The organism is Marinobacterium sp. LSUCC0821 (assembly GCF_012848475.1).
In the GTDB taxonomy this organism is placed as follows: Bacteria; Pseudomonadota; Gammaproteobacteria; order Pseudomonadales; family Balneatricaceae; genus Marinobacterium_E.
Genome location: NZ_CP051666.1, coordinates 1692152 through 1710064 on the forward strand (window position 1 = coordinate 1692152; position 17913 = coordinate 1710064).

At 48.5% G+C, this 17913-nt stretch carries 13 protein-coding genes; 3 read left to right on the forward strand and 10 right to left on the reverse strand.

What is annotated here, in order from left to right; genetic code table 11:
• Nucleotides 1–28: 28 nt before the first annotated feature.
• From dalD to HH196_RS08200, 5 genes are all read right to left on the reverse strand, one after another.
• Nucleotides 29–1417, reverse strand: coding sequence for a D-arabinitol 4-dehydrogenase (dalD, locus tag HH196_RS08180; protein ID WP_169451641.1), 1389 nt, complete (start codon nt 1415–1417; stop codon nt 29–31).
• Nucleotides 1418–1426: 9 nt separating this feature from the next.
• Nucleotides 1427–2440, reverse strand: coding sequence for an ABC transporter ATP-binding protein (locus tag HH196_RS08185; protein WP_169451642.1), 1014 nt, complete (start codon nt 2438–2440; stop codon nt 1427–1429).
• Nucleotides 2441–2459: 19 nt separating this feature from the next.
• The gene (locus HH196_RS08190; RefSeq protein WP_169451643.1) at nt 2460–3290 is read right to left on the reverse strand and encodes a carbohydrate ABC transporter permease; all 831 of its coding nucleotides are present in this window, start codon (nt 3288–3290) and stop codon (nt 2460–2462) included.
• 4 nt (nt 3291–3294) lie between these two features.
• Nucleotides 3295–4143, reverse strand: a complete 849-nt coding sequence (locus HH196_RS08195; protein WP_211160768.1) for a carbohydrate ABC transporter permease — start codon at nt 4141–4143, stop codon at nt 3295–3297.
• A gap of 132 nt (nt 4144–4275) precedes the next feature.
• A complete protein-coding gene (locus HH196_RS08200) occupies nt 4276–5592 on the reverse strand; it encodes a sugar ABC transporter substrate-binding protein (protein ID WP_169451645.1) in 1317 nt (438 codons plus the stop codon).
• Between the two features lie 270 nt (nt 5593–5862).
• Between HH196_RS08200 and xylB the strand changes: the two genes are divergently transcribed.
• The 3 genes from xylB to HH196_RS08215 all read left to right on the forward strand — a co-directional run bounded on the left by xylB (nt 5863) and on the right by HH196_RS08215 (nt 9206).
• Complete coding sequence (gene xylB / locus HH196_RS08205) at nt 5863–7311, forward strand: xylulokinase (RefSeq protein WP_169451646.1); 1449 nt, start codon at nt 5863–5865, stop codon at nt 7309–7311.
• A 23-nt stretch (nt 7312–7334) separates the two neighbouring features.
• Complete coding sequence (locus HH196_RS08210; protein WP_169451647.1) at nt 7335–8060, forward strand: SDR family oxidoreductase; 726 nt, start codon at nt 7335–7337, stop codon at nt 8058–8060.
• Between the two features lie 93 nt (nt 8061–8153).
• Nucleotides 8154–9206, forward strand: a complete 1053-nt coding sequence (locus HH196_RS08215) for an aldo/keto reductase (RefSeq protein ID WP_169451648.1) — start codon at nt 8154–8156, stop codon at nt 9204–9206.
• A gap of 81 nt (nt 9207–9287) precedes the next feature.
• Here HH196_RS08215 and HH196_RS08220 read toward each other — a convergent pair whose 3' ends face one another.
• The 5 genes from HH196_RS08220 to HH196_RS08240 form a co-directional block, all read right to left on the reverse strand.
• Nucleotides 9288–12368, reverse strand: coding sequence for an efflux RND transporter permease subunit (locus tag HH196_RS08220; RefSeq protein WP_169451649.1), 3081 nt, complete (start codon nt 12366–12368; stop codon nt 9288–9290).
• A gap of 1 nt (nt 12369) precedes the next feature.
• Nucleotides 12370–13365 (reverse strand): efflux RND transporter periplasmic adaptor subunit, encoded by a 996-nt coding sequence (locus HH196_RS08225; RefSeq protein WP_169451650.1) that lies wholly within the window; start codon nt 13363–13365, stop codon nt 12370–12372.
• Nucleotides 13366–13486: 121 nt separating this feature from the next.
• Nucleotides 13487–15115 (reverse strand): electron transfer flavoprotein-ubiquinone oxidoreductase, encoded by a 1629-nt coding sequence (locus HH196_RS08230; protein WP_169451651.1) that lies wholly within the window; start codon nt 15113–15115, stop codon nt 13487–13489.
• 21 nt (nt 15116–15136) lie between these two features.
• The gene (locus HH196_RS08235; RefSeq protein ID WP_169451652.1) at nt 15137–16906 is read right to left on the reverse strand and encodes an acyl-CoA dehydrogenase; all 1770 of its coding nucleotides are present in this window, start codon (nt 16904–16906) and stop codon (nt 15137–15139) included.
• Between the two features lie 73 nt (nt 16907–16979).
• Nucleotides 16980–17906: an electron transfer flavoprotein subunit alpha/FixB family protein gene (locus tag HH196_RS08240; protein ID WP_169452356.1), complete on the reverse strand. Its 927-nt coding sequence runs from the start codon at nt 17904–17906 to the stop codon at nt 16980–16982.
• Nucleotides 17907–17913: the final 7 nt, after the last annotated feature.

Genomic DNA, 17913 nt, shown 5'->3' on the forward strand with positions numbered 1-17913 from the left:
AGCGCATTGATCGCTCCCTATTTTATAGTCACTTAGCGCGACGAGCGATAAATTCTTCAACTCTGGCAAATGCACGACGCATCGCAGCCAGAAGCTGATCATTACCGGCCAACTCATTAAAGAGCAAACGTTCTGCAACAAACGCTGCCACAGGGTCAGCTGCAGAAACAATCGCTTTTGCAGAGGCGGGATCCATCAACTGATCTTCATATGGGAATGGAATCTCACCACGCTGTTCACGCTGTAAAAAAGCGAGAAACAGAGCAGGCAGCATAGCCACTGAATCAAGCGACAATCCACGGGCTATACCATCACGAATGGTTGGCAGTATGAAGCCCGGAATTTTAGAGTAGCCATCCATCGCCACACGGCCATTGGTGTCTTGAATGTTAGGGTTCGAAAAACGATCCAACACCACGTCACGGTATTTCGCCAAATCAAGAGGACAGTCTGGCAGCGCCGGTATCACATTGTCTGTGACATAGTCGTAGCCCAACTTGCAGATCTCAGTATCCTGAGTACCCTCATGAATGTAGCTCATGCCTGCAAGTGTTCCAGCCCAAGCAATACAGCTATGAGTTGCATTGAGACAGCGAATTTTCGCCTCTTCATATGCGCTAACGTCTTGAACCATTTCAGCACCGACCTTCTCCCATGCAGGACGCCCAGCAATAAAATGATCTTCAATTACCCACTGTATGAACGACTCGCCCATCAATGCTGCAGGATCGTCTACTCCGGTTGCCGCTTTCACACGTGTCGCAACTTCTGCTGTCGGACGCGGCGTAATGCGATCAACCATCGCATTCGGTGCAGAGGTATTCTCTTTCACCCAATCGAGAAGGTCAGATTGATTACGTAACTCAAGGAACTGAACAAAACCTTTGAAGAAACGCTCACCGTTTGATCTAAGATTGTCACAGTTCATAAGGGTAAGAGGGCCTGCACCCGCCAGTCGACGTGCATCAAGCAATTTAGCTAGCGCACCGTACAAGGTTGCAACCGTCTTCCCTTTAAGATCGGTAACGAGGTCTGCATAGCTCTGATCCAATTGATCATGAGCATCAAGGTAATAACCTGCCTCAGTTACTGTAAACGAAATAATACGAGTATTAGGGTTTACAGCTACCGCAGTTAAACCGGCAAGATCAGCATCCCATGAGATAACGTTCTTGATCGCTTCAATTCGCTTGTATTCACGCTCTCCTTGAGGAGTGACAGTTTCCAAAGTGTAGGCGCCACCCTGGGCTTGAAGCGCAGCGATGAGCTCCAACATGTCTGGTCGGATATTACCGCCAGCCAGCTCCCAGCTAGTATCACCTTCATCGTGCAACCACTGCATATAGAGCGCTTGGTGGGCACGATGAAACGAGCCCAAACCAAGATGCAGATTAACCAACGCGCTATTCTGACTCATACACTTTCCTTAGCGAATAGCTTCGCCCTTCACATCAAATTGATGCAGAAGAGAGGCGTCATAATTAATAGAAACTGTTTCACGAACTTTGATAGTCGGCTGCTGATACTGACGAACAATCACCTTCTCTCCAGTACCAGTTAGGCACACGTGAATAAGTGTTTCGTTACCTAAAGCTTCGATCAATTCAACCTGTCCATTAATAGAACCTGTACCTGACTCGACAATAGAGAGGTGCTCTGGACGCACACCTATATCAACGGCATCAGCTGAGATACCGCTAAAGTAACTTGCTGGCAGAAGGTTCATCTGTGGCTGACCAATAAACTGAGCAACAAATTTGTTGGCAGGTGCTTCATATAACTCCATTGGAGTTCCAACCTGTTCAATTACACCAGCTTGAAGCACGACAACTCGATCTGCTAGCGTCATCGCCTCAACCTGATCGTGAGTTACGTAGATACTTGTCGCATTCAAGTCACGGTGCAATTCAGCAATTTCCACACGCGTTTGGCCACGTAGCGCCGCATCTAGGTTTGAGAGCGGCTCATCGAATAGGAATACCTTAGGTGAGCGAACAATCGCACGACCTATAGCAACACGCTGGCGTTGACCACCCGACAACTCCTTAGGGGTGCGCTTGAGGTAAGGGGTTAGGTTCAATGTCTCTGCTGCCTTAGCCACTTTTTGATCAATCACGGACTGTTCTTCGCCTTTGATTCGAAGTGCGAAAGACATGTTCTCCTCCACGGTCATGTGTGGGTAGAGCGCGTAAGACTGGAAAACCATCGCCAAATCACGTTTTGAAGGAGCAAGATCTGTGATCTCATTTCCATCTAAAACTAGGTCGCCATCATTGATCTCTTCAAGACCAGCAATCATGCGAAGCAGCGTTGACTTACCACAGCCAGATGGTCCCACGAAGACAATGAACTCGCCTTTATTGATCGTCAGGTTTACACCCTTAATTGCGTGAACGTCGCCGTAGTACTTATCGACGTTTTTTAATTCTAAATATGACATGTTTAAAAACTCCAAATACTTACTTAACGGCGCCGAATGTGAGGCCTTGAACGAGCTGTTTCTGAGAGAACCAACCAATCACAACAATTGGTGCAATAGCCATTAGCGATGCAGCAGAAAGCTTCGCCCAGAACAAGCCTTCAGGGCTTGAGTAACTCACCATCATGGTTGCCAATGTACCTGCATCGGCTGCACCTAAGTTCAGCGCCCAAAAAGCTTCATTCCAAGCAAGTACCAAACAAAGAAGACCTGTAGAGGCAAGACCACCAATACCTAGCGGAAGTAATACATGGCGGAACTCCTGCCAAACCGATGCACCATCCATTCGAGCAGCTTCTAAGATCTCATGTGGAATATCTTTGAAGTAGGTGTAGAGCATCCAAACCATGATCGGCAGGTTCATCATTGTAAAGATGACAACCAAAATGGTTTTTGTGTCCAACAAACCTAAGGTCTGTGCAATGACATAGATTGGAAGTAACGCACCTACCGCCGGCATAAACTTAGTTGAAAGCATCCAAAGCAGTAGACCGTTGGTCCCCTTCGTTGGTGCAAATGCCATGCTGTAAGCTGCCGGTGCTGCAATAAGAAGACCCAATGCCGTTGATAAAACTGAGGTCACGACCGAGTTCCAAGCAAAACTCACATAATCGGAGCGCTCATTAACGATATGAAAGTTCTCAAGCGTTGGCTCGAAAGCCCACAAACTAGGAACGGCTATCGCCTGTAGTTCAGTTTTAAATGCTGTAAAACCCATAAAGATCAGTGGGAAGAACAGAAGTAACGCAATACCCCAAGCCGCTGAAGTTCGGACCATCAAAGCTGGAGTGAATTTAGATTTCTTAGCCATCGTCTTACTTCTCCAGGTTTTTGCCGATAATACGGATCAAGAATATCGCCACAATATTTGCAAGGATGATTGCAAACACCGCACCTGCCGAAGCCACACCAATATCAAAAGATTGCAACGCTTCGTTAAATATCAAATAAGCAAGGTTGGTACTTTGAGTACCTGGGCCACCGTTCGTTGTTGTAAAGATCTCTGCAAAGACTGATAGAAGGAAAATAACTTCAATCATGATGACTACAGAAATTGGACGCGCTAGATGTGGTAGGTACATGTAACGAAACTTCTGCCAGTAGTTGGCACCATCCATTTCAGCAGCTTCAAGCTGCTCGCGGTCCATAGACTGAAGCGACGTCATCAAAATCAGACATGCAAATGGCAACCACTGCCAACTGATCATCAGGATCACAGAGAATAGTGGTAGATCCTGAAGCCAGTTGATTGGCGTTAGTCCAAAGAAGGTCCACACCTGTGCCAAAACACCATAAATTGGGTTCATCATCATGTGTTTCCACAACAGTGCATTCACTGTTGGCATGACAAAGAACGGGGAAATTAGTAGCAGACGCACAACGCCGCGGCCTGGGAATGACTCGTTTATTAGTAGCGCGATCGCAAGTCCACCAATCACCGTGATAGCCACAGTTGAGGCAAGTAGGACTAATGTATTCCAGATAGCATCTGTGAAAGCAGGATTGGTCACCATGAACTCATAGTTCATCCAACCAGCAAAACCACCTACATCGGGCTGCATCAAATTATAGAAAATCGACGAAAAGTATATCGTCAACCCAAGCGGCACGATCATCCAAATAAAGAGTGTGATCACAGCTGGGCTAAGCAACAGGCGTGGCATAAAACGACTGCTTCGGGATTGCGCTGACATAACCAAATACCGAAATTAATTCAGAGGGAGAACACCCCCGCCAAACATAGCTGACGGGGGTGATATTTCTAAGTGAGGCGTACCTCACTCACGTACTACAGATTAGTAGTAACGTGCTTTACGCATTTCGCGATCAGCAGCTTTCTGTGCTGCATCAAGCGCTTCTTCTACGCTCTTATCACCTGCAAGAGCAGCTGCCATCTGCTGGCCAAACGCTGTACCGATAGCCTGGAACTCAGGAATCGCTGCGAACTGTACGCCAGTGTATGGAGTTTTCTCGAAGGTAGAGTCGTATGGGTTAGCACTCTTGATAGCGTCCATCTCAGCGCTTGCGAAGTTAGCAGCTGCCTGGAACTTCTCGTTAGCGTAAGTAGATGAACGAGTACCTGTTGGTACGCGACCCCAACCATTAGTTTCACCAACTAGGTTGATGTAGTCCTTAGAAGTTGACCACTCTAGGAACTTCATCGCAGCTTCTTTCTTCTCAGATGAAGCTGGGATACCTAGTGCCCAAGCCCATAGCCAGTTTGCACCGCGCTTGGTTTTCTGAACTGGAGCCTGTGCGTAAGCGATCTTGTCAGCAACTTTAGACTGCGCTGGGTCAGATACGAACGATGCAGCGATAGTTGCATCAATCCATGCACCACACTTGCCTTCGTTGATAAGAGCTAAGATTTCGTTGAAGCTGTTTGCAGACGACCCTGGAGGCGCGTACTTAGTCATTAGATCGATGTAGAAGTTCATTGCAGCATTCCACTCAGCAGAGTCTAGCTGAGGCTTCCAGTTTTCATCGAACCAACGAGCACCGAAGGTGTTTGCCATAGTGGTTAGGAAAGCAGCGTTATCACCCCAACCTGGTTTACCACGTAGACATACGCCATAAACACCATTTTCTGGATCATGCATTGCTGCAATCGCTTGTTCCATATCAGCCCAAGTTGGGTTGTATGGAAGAGTAATACCCGCTTTATCAGTTAGGTCTTTACGGTACATAACCATTGAAGACTCACCGTAGAAAGGTGCAGCGTATAGGTTTCCGTTGTGAGATAGACCACCACGCATTGCAGGTAGGATATCGTTCACATCGTAAGAAGCGCTGAAGTTAAGAGGAGCCAACCAGCCCTTCTCACCCCAAATTGGAGCTTCGTACATACCGATAGTCATGATGTCGAACTGACCGCCTTTAGTCGCGATATCAGTAGTAACACGCTGACGTAGAACACCCTCTTCTAGGGTAACCCACTTAACTTTGATGCCAGTCTCTTCTTCAAACTTAGGAGAGAGCTTCTGCATCTCGATCATGTGACCGTTGTTTACTGTTGCGATAACAAGTTCAGTACCGCCGTGTGAACCAGCGAATGCTTGGCTTGATAGCATTACGGCACCAGCAACGGCAGCCGAGAGCATTTTAACTTTCATGTTGGACTCCTGTCGGATTTATTTTTATCTGACACCACCGGTACTTTAATTCATAGATGAATCGATACTGGTGAGCATCTGTGCAACAGAGTAGCATTAGATTTTCTATACATCTTATACAGAAAAATTCATTGATGGTACTTTCTTGCATATTTATTACGCACATGCAGTAATAATTGCATTAAAGTGTTAACTTGATCGTAATATTAGAAACAAATCATCAATATTCTGTTTCACTTAAGAAAAACAATAAGATAGCGGAGACTCACCGTGTTCCTAGGACTCGATCTTGGCACCTCAGGTGTTAAAGCACTTCTAATTAATCGCCAACAGGGCATTATCGACAGCAAAAATTCAGCAATTACTGTTTCTCGCCCTCACCCAGGCTGGTCTGAACAGGACCCTGCAGATTGGATAAGTGCCTGTGAGTCAGCCATGGACCAACTCAAGGCGGCACAACCCGAAGCCTTCTCTCAGATAAAAGCGATCTCATTTTCTGGTCAGATGCACGGTGCTACGCTGCTTGATGAGAATGGCCAGCCACTTAGACCTGCAATCCTTTGGAATGACACCCGCAGCTACCAAGAGGCTGCTGAACTCGATGCAATGCCAGCGTTTCGCGAGCTGTCTGGCAATATTGTTTTTCCTGGTTTTACTGCACCTAAACTGGTGTGGGTCGCACGACATGAACCTGAGGTCTTTGCTAAAACAGCGAAGGTAGTACTGCCTAAGGACTACATCGCGTTTTGGCTAAGCGGTGAATATATATCTGAAATGTCTGATGCAGCTGGCACAAGCTGGCTCAATGTCGCTGATCGCTGCTGGTCTGAAGAGCTTCTTGCACTCTCTGGTATGCGGTTAGATCAAATGCCTCGTCTAGTTGAAGGATCAGATGCTGCTGGCACTATTAGGGCTGAACTAGCCAATCGCTGGGGGCTCAGCAAGGATGTCATTATTGGTGGCGGCGCAGGTGATAATGCAGCATCTGCAATCGGCATGGGGGTTGTATCTGAAGGTCAAGCCTTCCTGTCACTGGGAACATCGGGGGTTATATTCGCTGCAACCGATGGATTCAAACCACTGCCAGCCAGTGCAGTACATGCATTTTGCCACGCCATTCCAAATACCTGGCACCAGATGGGAGTCATACTATCGGCCACCGACGCACTCAACTGGTATGCCAATCTCACAGGGTGTTCTGCAGCTGAGTTAGATGCTGAGTTGCCAACCGCTGCAAATGAACCGGCATCGGTGCGTTTTCTCCCCTATCTATCTGGGGAAAGAACACCCCATAACGATGCGCAAATACGCGGCGTTTTTGTAGGACTAGAACATGAGTCTGATAGAGCAACGCTTACCCAAGCCATTATGGAAGGTGTTGCTTTCGCTATTCGTGACAATCTAGAAGCGCTCAATCAAGCGGGCGCACAAGTGGATGAAATTATCGCCGTGGGCGGTGGTTCACGTTCCAACTTTTGGATTCAAACCCTCTCTAACGTCCTGAACAAGAGTATCTTAATTCCCGCCGATGGTGATTTTGGTGCTGCATTTGGTGCAGCACGACTAGCTCTTTTAGCTGCTGAAGATGTTGATCCTATCTCTGTACTTACAACACCACATATTGAAAGACGAATAGAGCCTAATCAGGCTACAGTATCGCTCTACGAACAGGCGTATCAGCACTACCGCAAAATCTACCCTGCGCTTAAAGATCTCTAATAACTCATAAAAAGGAGCCATCTATGGGACAACTCGATGGAAAGTTTGCTGCAGTAACAGGCTCAGCGTCTGGCATTGGTTATGCCAGCGCAAGTGCCATGCATGATGAGGGTGCGACCGTCATCTTTATAGATCGGGACGAAGCTCGACTGACTGAGATCTGTCATGAGTTTGGCGAACGCGCCATTCCATTGGTCACTGATCTTTTAGATCGTGCTACCTGTGCTCAGCTAATGCATAGAATCCTGGATCTCGTACCTAACCTAGATATCTTCCACGCAAATGCGGGCCTTTATGTCGGTGGCGACCTTGTTGATGCAGAGCTTGATGCAATCGATCGCGTGATGGAGTTGAACGTCAACGTGGTGATGAAAAACGTGCGCTCTATTCTCCCACATATGATTGAGCGCGGTACTGGCGACATCATCGTGACGAGCTCACTTGCCGCGCACTACCCTACACCTTGGGAGCCCGTCTACGCCTCGTCTAAATGGGCGATCGACTGTTTTGTGCAAACCACCCGACGTCAGGTGTTTAAGCACGGACTACGAGTAGGTTCAATCTCACCCGGTCCAGTCATCACTGGACTGCTGAAAGACTGGCCGCAGGATAAGCTGGAAGAGGCGAAAGCTAATGGCAGCTTGGTTGAAGCGGAAGAGATCGCAAATGTGATCATATTCATGCTAACTCGTCCAAGGCACATGACTATTCGTGATGTTGTGATGATGCCAACCAACTTTGATCTTTAACCAAATGAATATTGCCCGCCCTAAACTAGAGCGCTTGTGTTAACGTAAGTCACTGATTAGAAGCATGACATTAGGTTGAATTGAGAAGTTAATATGCAATACACGACGTTAGGAACAAACGGGTTATCTGTCTCAAGAATCTGTCTAGGCACCATGACTTGGGGCAAGCAGAATTCTCAAGCTGAGGCTGATGAACAGATAGAACATGCGCTATCGGTTGGCATCAATTTTTTTGATACAGCAGAGATGTATGCGGTACCGCCAACGGCAGAGACCTACGGCAAAACTGAAGAGATTATTGGCAACTGGCTTGCGCGCAATCCATCACGCCGCGGCGAGATGATTATCGCTACCAAAATCGCGGGCGTTGGCCTCCCTTGGGTACGAGACGGTGGACCTATTACAGGTCAGGCAGTTATTGATGCAGTCGATAACTCATTGAAGCGACTTCAGACGGACTACATAGATTTGTACCAGTTACACTGGCCGAACCGCACCTCACCTCACTTCGGAAAGCACACTCCCAACTTCTATAAGTTCAGTGATATTAACGCGGCTGAGCATGAAGCACAGATGCTGGATATCTTGCAGGGTATAGATAGCTGCATTAAAGCTGGCAAGATTCGCCACTTTGGTTTGTCAGACGATACTCCATGGGGCATTAACACCTACCTAAAATTGAGTCGCCAACACAATCTTCCAAGGCCCGTCTCTATTCAAAATGAGTTCAGCCTTTTGCATGCAAAAGATTGGCCCTACCTGATAGAGAACTGCCTACATGAGGATATCGCCTACCTGCCTTGGTCGCCATTGGCATCAGGTATGCTGTCGGGTAAATATGCGAACGGTGAAATGCCGGAAGGTAGCCGCTGGAGTATTTCAAATCTAGCAACCCTTCATCGCAATACGCCTCAAGCGCATGAAGCAGTAGCAGAGTATGTAAAGCTTGCTGAGCGCTTTGGCTATACGCCATCGCAACTAGCACTTGCATGGTGTGATCAGGTGGATGGTGTCACTTCCACCATTATTGGTGCGACCTCTATGGCGCAGCTTCTTGAGAACATCGCTGCGTTTGATATGCCTCTATCTGAGGAGTTACAAACAGAGGTTGCTGCATTATTCAAACGCTACCCGCAGCCGTTTTAATTTAATGATCACTTCGCCTTTCAGGCTAGCTCTACAAAACCACTGCGTAGATCTAGCCAAAAAGGCGAAGCGATTCATATCCTAGCTTTCAGCCAATCGTTTAGCCGCTCGACGCATCGATAGACGATAAATCAGCGGTATTACAAACAACGTCAGCACTGAAGAGAAGCCTAAGCCCCAAACAATCGAGGTCGCCACTGGTCCCCAGATCAGCGACTTACCGCCAAGACCCGCCGCTAGCGAGAAGAGACCCGCCATCGTAGTTAACGTAGTGATAAGAACTGGGATCACTCGACGACGTGACGCATAGAGTGTCGCGTGCATCAGACTCATACCATTACCGATGCGGTCATTCGCGGCTGAGATAAGGACTATTGCAGCGTTAACAGCAATGCCCGCGAGGGCTACAACACCATACATGGTGTATAGGCTCAATGGGTTCTGCGTCACAATTAAGCCCAATACAACACCCGTAAAGGCTAGAGGAACTGTCGCTAGAATCATCAATGGCTGCCAGTAGCTGCGGAATTGCGTTCCCAGAATCAGGTACATCAAACCAACACCCACTAGGAACAGGATTGCAATTGAATCCATACTCTCTTTGATATCATCCAGTTCGCCTGAGAAGTCGAGATCAATTGCCGGATACTGCTCTTCATACTCTTTCCAACGTTCCAGCAAGAAAGCATTCGCCTGCACTGTATCCATACCGCCAGAGCGAAGATCAGCTTCAAGCGTGATAGCTCGGCGGAAGTTGTAGTGGCGTATATTACCCAGCGACTGCTTACGCTCTTCGATCACCAGCTCAGACAGCGGAATCGCACCACCAGCAGGGACTGGGATACGGTAACTCAGCAGCCGTTCCAGTGAAGGTAGCGAGTCTGGATTAGCCCTGACACGAACATCCAAACGCTCACCAGAATCACGCATGCTAGCAACAACTTCACCATCAACCAGGAGTCGAAGAGTTCGACGAACATCCGCTGGATTCAGCCCACTTCGATTGATGGCATCACTGTCGAGTTCGAGACTCAATTCATAGCGGCCACGAGCGGCATCATCTTCGACATCAACAAAGTCTTCATGGCTGTTGAGGATCTCAATCAGAATGTTAGTGGCGTCACGGATCTCTTGGTAATCATCGCCACGCACTTTCACCGATATAGGCTTAGAGGCAGGCGGGCCACCCGATAGGCGAAGGAAAGAGATACGTATTGGACCTGCAACATCACCTATATCCTCGCGAACTGCATCCGTCATCTCTTCGACGGTTCTTAGGTCCGGAGTTTTAGGATTTAACCCAACCAGTATTTGACCATACTGCTCACCAATACGTGGTTCGGTTTCAGTAAACATTTGACCGGCATAGCTGGCAATTGCTCGCACCTCGCCCTCGCGTACATTCTGACGTACACGTGCTTCAACCCGCGAGACCGCCTCCATCGTTTTCTCAACAGGGGTCGCTGCCGGCATTTCAACGTTTACATAAAAGAGGCGCACAGGATCCGCTGCGAAGAAGTCCATCTTGATGTAGCCATTACCCAGAGCACCAATGGCGCCAATTAAAGGCAATACAGCAATAATTAGAGACAATACTGGGCGGCGAAAAGCTTTGATTAGTAACCGAACGTAGGTAATTTGCATTCGATGCGTTAGAGATTCCCTAATGCGCTGAATACGACTGGGCTTTTCAAAACCTACCTTCGCCGCCAAGATGTGTGCTGGCAGCATCCAAAAAGCTTCAATCAAGCTGATCGCCAATGCGATCGATACGACCATTGGAATCACTTTCATAAACTTGCCCAAGATTCCCGGCAAAAGCATCAAGGGTAAGAAAGCAGCAATGGTGGTTAATACTGCCGCCGTAACCGGAGCGGCCACCTCTTTAATCGATCCCTGTACGGCAGCGATGCCTGAAAAGCCCCGCTGCAGTCGATAGTAGATCGATTCAACGACAACAACAGCATCATCCACCAGCATCCCCAACACAATCACGACACCAAGAAGTACGGTCACATTGAGTGTTTCGCCCAGGCCTGCCAATACCCAAAAGGTCGCCGCCAAAATAAATGGAATACCGATAGCCGTAAGCATTGAGATGCGTGTACCGAGGAAAAACCAAGCAACGACCAACACGAGAATAAGACCGATCAGAGCATTATTCTCCATGATCTCAATCGATTTACGCGTCGCAATTGTTTGGTCATCAATTAGGACCATCTCGACACCGGTCTCTTGAGAGAGGGCATTGCGATCATCCATATAGCCTTGCACTCGCTCGACTAGCTCAAGCGTGTTGGCACCCTCTTTTTTCATAACAGCAAGCAGTACCGAGGGTTTATCGCCAACCCTCACTAGGAAGCTTGAGTCCTCACGCGCGCGTTCCACACTGGCAACACGTGATAGTGAAACCTCACCCGCTGCGCCAAGAATAGGACGATTCGCAAGATAGGTTGGATCTGATGCAGTACCCACGACACGCACTAGCCAGTTACGATCACCCTGAACTAAGTTACCTGCGGCTTCATCTTGGAAAAATGCTGCGACGGTATTAGCAACCTGCTGGGGCGATATGCCTAGGGCCTCAAGCTCTGCAACATCGATATTTACCTGCAGTTCAGGATCAGGCAAGGCAACCGAATCAATGCGAGCTACCCCTTTAAGTTGTGACAGATCTTTATCGATTCGAGACGCTTGTAAGCGGAGGTTTTCATCATCTGCAAGGCTGGTCACTGCAACAGTCGCGGCAGGAAATGCATTTGAGCTGGTAATCTCAAGAATCAGAGAGTCCAGAGCCGCATCTGGCAGTTCAGATTCAGTATTTTGTATTTCACGACGAAGATCTGCTAAACGCTTATCAAAGGTTCGCTCATCGATATCATCAAATCGCACTAGAATGCTGGAGATGCCTTCACGAGAGTTACTCGACACAAACTTCACATCAGCCAGCGAACGAAGTGCATCCTCCAGTGGATCAGTGACTTTACTTTCAACATCCAGCGCTGTTGCTCCAGGGAGAGGCGTGGTAACAATAATCCAGTTGAAATTGATGGTTGGATCCTGCTGACGAGGGAGACCCTGGTAACTAAGCAGACCCACTGCTAGAACTAGCAAAAAGGTTAGATTTGCTAGTACATGGTTTGTGATAAACCGTTGCCACATCTTAACGTACCTCTACCGCTTCGCCTTCAACGGTAAGTAGGCGTCCCTCAGTAATGACCTTGGTATTCTCGGGTAGCGCAACTGCGGCTGGCTGTCCCTCAATGGCATTTTCAATAGGTATGAACTTTGCTATTCCCTGATCTTCAACTAGCAGACCAAGCTGCCACTCATTCCCAACTTTACGGCGGACGAGCAGCTCAGATGAGACGTGGGGTTGAGAGGCGGTCCAGGTTAAACGTCCTGTAGCACCAATTTCCGGTGAAGTTTCAGGAAAGCCAAAACGGTAAACTTGGGTACGCTCACGACGATCAATGATCGGCAGCGCAGCACGAAACTCCAGCGCATACTTCTGACCGTTCGCTTCAAACCAGGCTGCGCTATCCGCAAGACTTAAGCCTGGGGCAACCTTCGCTTCTAACTCCGCGCCAGCAATTTGAACCAACTGTAGAAGCGGCATTCCAGGCGCTGCTAGGGCACCCAACTGAGCCATGCGCGCCGAAATAACTCCATCAAATGGAGCAACTAGGGAGCAGTTATCGGTAGCAATTTTAGCAAGCTCAATTTGACGATTTTGCACATCAATTCGGGCGTCCAAAGAGATTAATGCCGTCTCACGCTGCTGCAGCGCATCGTCACCCAAATTGCCTTTTTGGTGAAGCGTCTTTGCGCGTGAGTATTGATCCTTAATCAACGGACGCTGGGATTTAAGCTCAGATAACACAGCCTGCTGCGTCGCTAATTGACTGTCATAGGTCCGACAATCCAGCTCAACCAGAGACTCTCCCTGTTTCACGGCATCACCCACTTCAACATTAATTTTGATAATACGTGCAGAGAGCTCCGCACTGAGCGCTGCATCGTTGGCACTAATCACTTCTGCAGGAGCAGAAAAAGTAGGAGAGTAGGCCAAGGACTCCAGTGACTGAGTGGATACAACTGGAGCAGCGCTAGCAACGCTTACAAAAACAAGCGCAAACAGTGGGTAAATAGAACGCATTTTTAACCTCTAAACCTATTGGCGAGCAATGAAGGATGATTATCTACGCAATCTAACATGTAATGGTGCACCGCAAAACGAAAGAGCAAATAAAAAGGAGCCGTCGGGCTCCTTGTTGTTTTTACATATTCGGGTAGTTTGGACCACCGCCGCCTTCTGGCGCTACCCAACGAATATTCTGCGTTGGGTCTTTGATATCACAGGTCTTACAGTGCAGACAGTTGGCTGCGTTAATCTGTAAGCGTGGCTCTGCTTCATCTTCCAACACTTCATAAACACCTGCTGGGCAGTAGCGCTGTGCTGGTTCTGCATACTGTGCGAAGTTGACACTAATCGGTACGCTCGCATCCTTCAACTGAAGGTGACAAGGCTGATCCTCTTCATGAACTGTGTTCGAGATGAATACAGAAGAGAGCTTATCGAAAGAGAGCTTGCCATCAGGTTTAGGGTATTCGATCTTCGTGCACTTGCTCGCTGGACGCAGCATCTCATTATCAACATGGGTGTCATGCAGAGTAACTGGGATACGACCACCAAAGAAGTTCTGGTCGAGGGTATTAAACGCACCACCCAAGATTGGACCAAACTTGTGCAGTGCAGGGCCAAAGTTACGTGAGGTGTATAGCTCTTTGTACAACCATGACGCTTTGTACAGATCATTGAATGTAGAGGCAGTGTTCGATTCAGAAGCAATCGCAGCAACGACAGCTTCGGCTGCCAACATGCCCGATTTCATCGCGGTGTGAACGCCTTTGATGCGAGAGAAGTTCAAGGTACCTGCATCACAACCAATCAATACACCACCTGGGAAGGTCATCTCAGGAAGACAGTTGTAACCACCTTTCGCGATTGCACGGGCACCGTAAGAGACGCGTTTACCGCCCTCTAGGTACTGCGCCAATTTTGGATGGTGCTTCAAACGCTGGAATTCATCGAATGGACTAACCCAAGGGTTTGAGTAGTTGAGGTCAACAATAAGACCTGCAACCACTTGGTTATTCTCTGCATGGTAGAGGAAGAAACCACCGCTAGTACCATCGCTTAGAGGCCAACCAGAACCGTGGATAACGAGACCTTCCTGATGTTTAGTAGGGTCGATATCCCAAAGCTCTTTAATACCGATGCCGTAGTGCTGCGGATCTTTGCCTTCATCTAGATTGAAGCGCTCAATAAGCTCTTTACCTAGGTGACCACGACAACCTTCACCGAATAGCGTGAATTTAGCTTCAAGCGCCATGCTTGGTACGTAGCTATCTTTCTCTTCGCCATTGGCGCCAATACCCATAGCACCAGTGAGTACACCTTTTACGCTGCCATCGTCGTTGTAAAGCACTTCAGCTGCTGGGAAGCCTGGGAATACTTCAACTCCAAGCTCTTCAGCACGCTCTGCTAACCAGCGAGCAAGGTTACCAACGGATGCAATGTAGCAACCGTGGTTGTGCATGGTTTTTGGTGCAGCAAAGTTAGGAACTGTGATCGATTTGCTCTCGTTTTTCAGGAGCACAATCTCATCAACCTTCGCTGCAGTATTGAGTGGCGCACCCTGCTCTTTCCAATCAGGGAAGAGTTCAGTCAGCGCCTTAGGGTCAACGACTGCACCGGAAAGGATGTGACCACCCACCTCGGCTGCTTTCTCAACAACACATACCTGTAAATCAGCATTTAGCTGTTTAATCTTACAGGCTGCGGCTAAGCCTGATGGTCCTGCACCAATGATGAGGACATCAAACTCCATTACTTCATAATCCATTACGCTCTCCAAAACTGGCGTTTAGAACTGGTCGTCAGTCAGCACAAAGGCTGCATCAAGGCCGGTCATAATAGTTTGGGCGTGCGCTTCAGCTCGTGGCAGGTAGTGCTCTGCGTAGAAGCGAACGGTTGCTACTTTTGCAGCAAGGAACTCGTCAGAGTATACAGACCCAGCACCCTCAAGTCCCTTCGCTTTAACAGCCTCTTTAGCCATTAGGAAAGCACCCGTTAGGTAACCCATCTGCATTAAGAAATCGAACGCCACTGCACCCATCAAATTACGATCGGTTGCAGCTCGCTCTAGAATAAATTCACGTATTTCGCGAGCACGCTCTACAGAAGCTGCAAAACGGTTAGCCATCTTATCTAGGCCCGCATTGCGAAGTTCGATTGTTGTCTCTGCCATCTCATCTAACAGCACAGCAAGTGCGGCGCCATTATCAACGATGGTTTTACGGCCGATCAGATCAAGTGCCTGAATACCGTTGGTACCCTCATAGATCGCTAGGATACGAGCATCGCGATAGTGCTGAGCTGCGCCAGCCTCTTCGATAAAGCCCATACCACCATGTACCTGAATGTTGAGCGATGTCAGCTCATTGGCCATCTCCGTCATCCAACCTTTAACAATTGGTGTCAGAAGCTCTACACGAGCTTTAGCTGCAGCTTGAGATCCCTCTGCGTGAGCGCGATCAATCTCTGCTGCCGCAACAAGCGCCAGTGCACGCATCGCCTCACAGCCCGAGCGCATCGACATCAACATACGGCGGACATCTGCATGCTCGATGATTGGCATTTTAGTGCCATCTTTACGACTGCCTTGGGTGCGATCTTTAGCATAAGCCACAGCCTGCTGATATGCGCGCTCAGAGATCGATAGACCTTGCAGGCCAACAGATTGGCGAGCATGGTTCATCATGGTGAACATGTAAGCAAGGCCTTTATTCTCTTCACCTACGAGGTAACCAACAGCACCGCCATTGTCACCAAAACTCATCGTACAAGTCGGCGAGCCGTGGATACCAAGCTTGTGCTCCAGTGAAATACATTTCGCATCGTTTAGCTCTGCCGGTTCGCCATTGGCATCCAGTAGGAACTTCGGCACGATAAATAGAGAGATACCCTTCACGCCAGCAGGTGCGTCTGGAAGGCGCGCCAATACTAGGTGAACGATATTCGGGGTCATCTGGTGATCACCCCAGGTGATGAAAATCTTCTGACCTGAAATAAGGTAGTGATCGCCATTACGAACTGCTTTGGTTGATACCGCAGCAAGGTCAGAACCTGCATTAGGCTCTGTTAGGTTCATGGTACCCGTCCACTCACCACTCACCAGACGCGCAAGGTATTGATCTTTAAGCTCATCACTACCATGTGCGATAAGCGCTTCAATCGAGCCTTGGGTCAACATTGGGCAAAGTGCGAACGCCATATTGGCAGAGTGCCACAACTCATTGACTGCCGTACCTACAACATTTGGCAGGCCCTGGCCGCCAAATGCCTCGGGAGCGGTCAGTGTTGCCCAACCGTTTTCCATATACTGCTGATAAGCATCAGAGAATCCCGGAGTCTCAATAACCTTGTCACCCTCAAGACGTGCACCCTGATGGTCACCCTGCGAGTTAAGTGGCGCCAGGACTTCTGAAGCCAACTTGCCCGCCTCTTCAACGATAACGTTAGCAAGCTCAAGGTTAACCTCTTCAAGGCCAAGCGATTCACAAAGCTGGTCAAACTCTACCAACTGATCAAGGACAAAAGCGGTGTCCTGTGCAGGCGCGTTATAGATACTCATAGAATAGATTCCCGATTTGGAAAGCGTTGGAAAGCTCTTAAAAACAGAGGGCAGCTAGGCTGCCCTTGTTGGTTTAAATTTTTGAAACTAGCTCTGGAAGGATCTCGTGAAGATCACCCACTAGACCGTAGTCAGCGATACCGAAGATCGGCGCTTCTTCATCTTTGTTGATAGCAACGATGGTGCCCGACTCTTTCATACCTGCAAGGTGCTGAATCGCGCCCGAGATACCAACAGCGATGTATAGCTTAGGCGCTACCATCTTACCTGTCTGGCCAACCTGCATATCGTTAGGTACAAAACCGCTATCAACCGCAGCACGTGATGCACCCACTGCAGCACCCAGTTTATCTGCAAGTTCGAACACCTTAGCGAAGTCCTCTTTAGAACCCACACCACGGCCACCTGATACAACGATATCCGCTGATTCAAGCTCTGGACGATCTGACTCGCTCACCTCTGCACCCACGAAACGCACTTTCGCAGAAGGGACAGTGACTGATGCAGCCTCAACAGATGCGCTACCGCCATTACCTGCAGCAGCAAAAGCAGTACCACGAACGGTCATCACCTTGATTGCATCGCTACTCTTAACAGTAGCAATCGCGTTACCTGCGTAGATAGGACGCTTGAAGGTTTCAGCATCGATCACTTCGATAACTTCAGATAGCTGGTTTACACCGCAAAGCGCCGCAACGCGTGGTGCCAAATCTTTACCAAAGGTGCTCGCACCCAAAATAATGTGTGTGTAATCACCTGCTAGTTGCTTAGCGATAGGCGCTAGGAATTCAGCAAGTGTGTGCTCAAGAGCCGCATCTTCGACTGTAAGGACACGATCAACACCCGCAACAGAAGCCGCCTGAGAAGCCGCTGCCGATACAGAAGAACCTACCACTAGCACATCAACTGGCGCGCCTAGTTTAGTTGCAGCAGTCACTGCAGAAAGAGTTGCACCCTTAAGTGACTGACCGTCGTGTTCAGCAATAATCAACGTTTTCATCATCAAC

Coding starts and splice junctions, on each gene's coding strand:
- HH196_RS08230 (WP_169451651.1), bottom strand. CDS start 15,115: ATGGATTATGAAGTAATGGAGTTTGATGTCCTCATCATTGGTGCAGGA.
- HH196_RS08190 (WP_169451643.1), bottom strand. CDS start 3,290: ATGGCTAAGAAATCTAAATTCACTCCAGCTTTGATGGTCCGAACTTCA.
- HH196_RS08215 (WP_169451648.1), top strand. CDS start 8,154: ATGCAATACACGACGTTAGGAACAAACGGGTTATCTGTCTCAAGAATC.
- HH196_RS08225 (WP_169451650.1), bottom strand. CDS start 13,365: ATGCGTTCTATTTACCCACTGTTTGCGCTTGTTTTTGTAAGCGTTGCT.
- HH196_RS08185 (WP_169451642.1), bottom strand. CDS start 2,440: ATGTCATATTTAGAATTAAAAAACGTCGATAAGTACTACGGCGACGTT.
- HH196_RS08195 (WP_211160768.1), bottom strand. CDS start 4,143: ATGCCACGCCTGTTGCTTAGCCCAGCTGTGATCACACTCTTTATTTGG.
- HH196_RS08235 (WP_169451652.1), bottom strand. CDS start 16,906: ATGAGTATCTATAACGCGCCTGCACAGGACACCGCTTTTGTCCTTGAT.
- dalD (WP_169451641.1), bottom strand. CDS start 1,417: ATGAGTCAGAATAGCGCGTTGGTTAATCTGCATCTTGGTTTGGGCTCG.
- HH196_RS08220 (WP_169451649.1), bottom strand. CDS start 12,368: ATGTGGCAACGGTTTATCACAAACCATGTACTAGCAAATCTAACCTTT.
- HH196_RS08200 (WP_169451645.1), bottom strand. CDS start 5,592: ATGAAAGTTAAAATGCTCTCGGCTGCCGTTGCTGGTGCCGTAATGCTA.
- HH196_RS08240 (WP_169452356.1), bottom strand. CDS start 17,906: ATGAAAACGTTGATTATTGCTGAACACGACGGTCAGTCACTTAAGGGT.
- HH196_RS08210 (WP_169451647.1), top strand. CDS start 7,335: ATGGGACAACTCGATGGAAAGTTTGCTGCAGTAACAGGCTCAGCGTCT.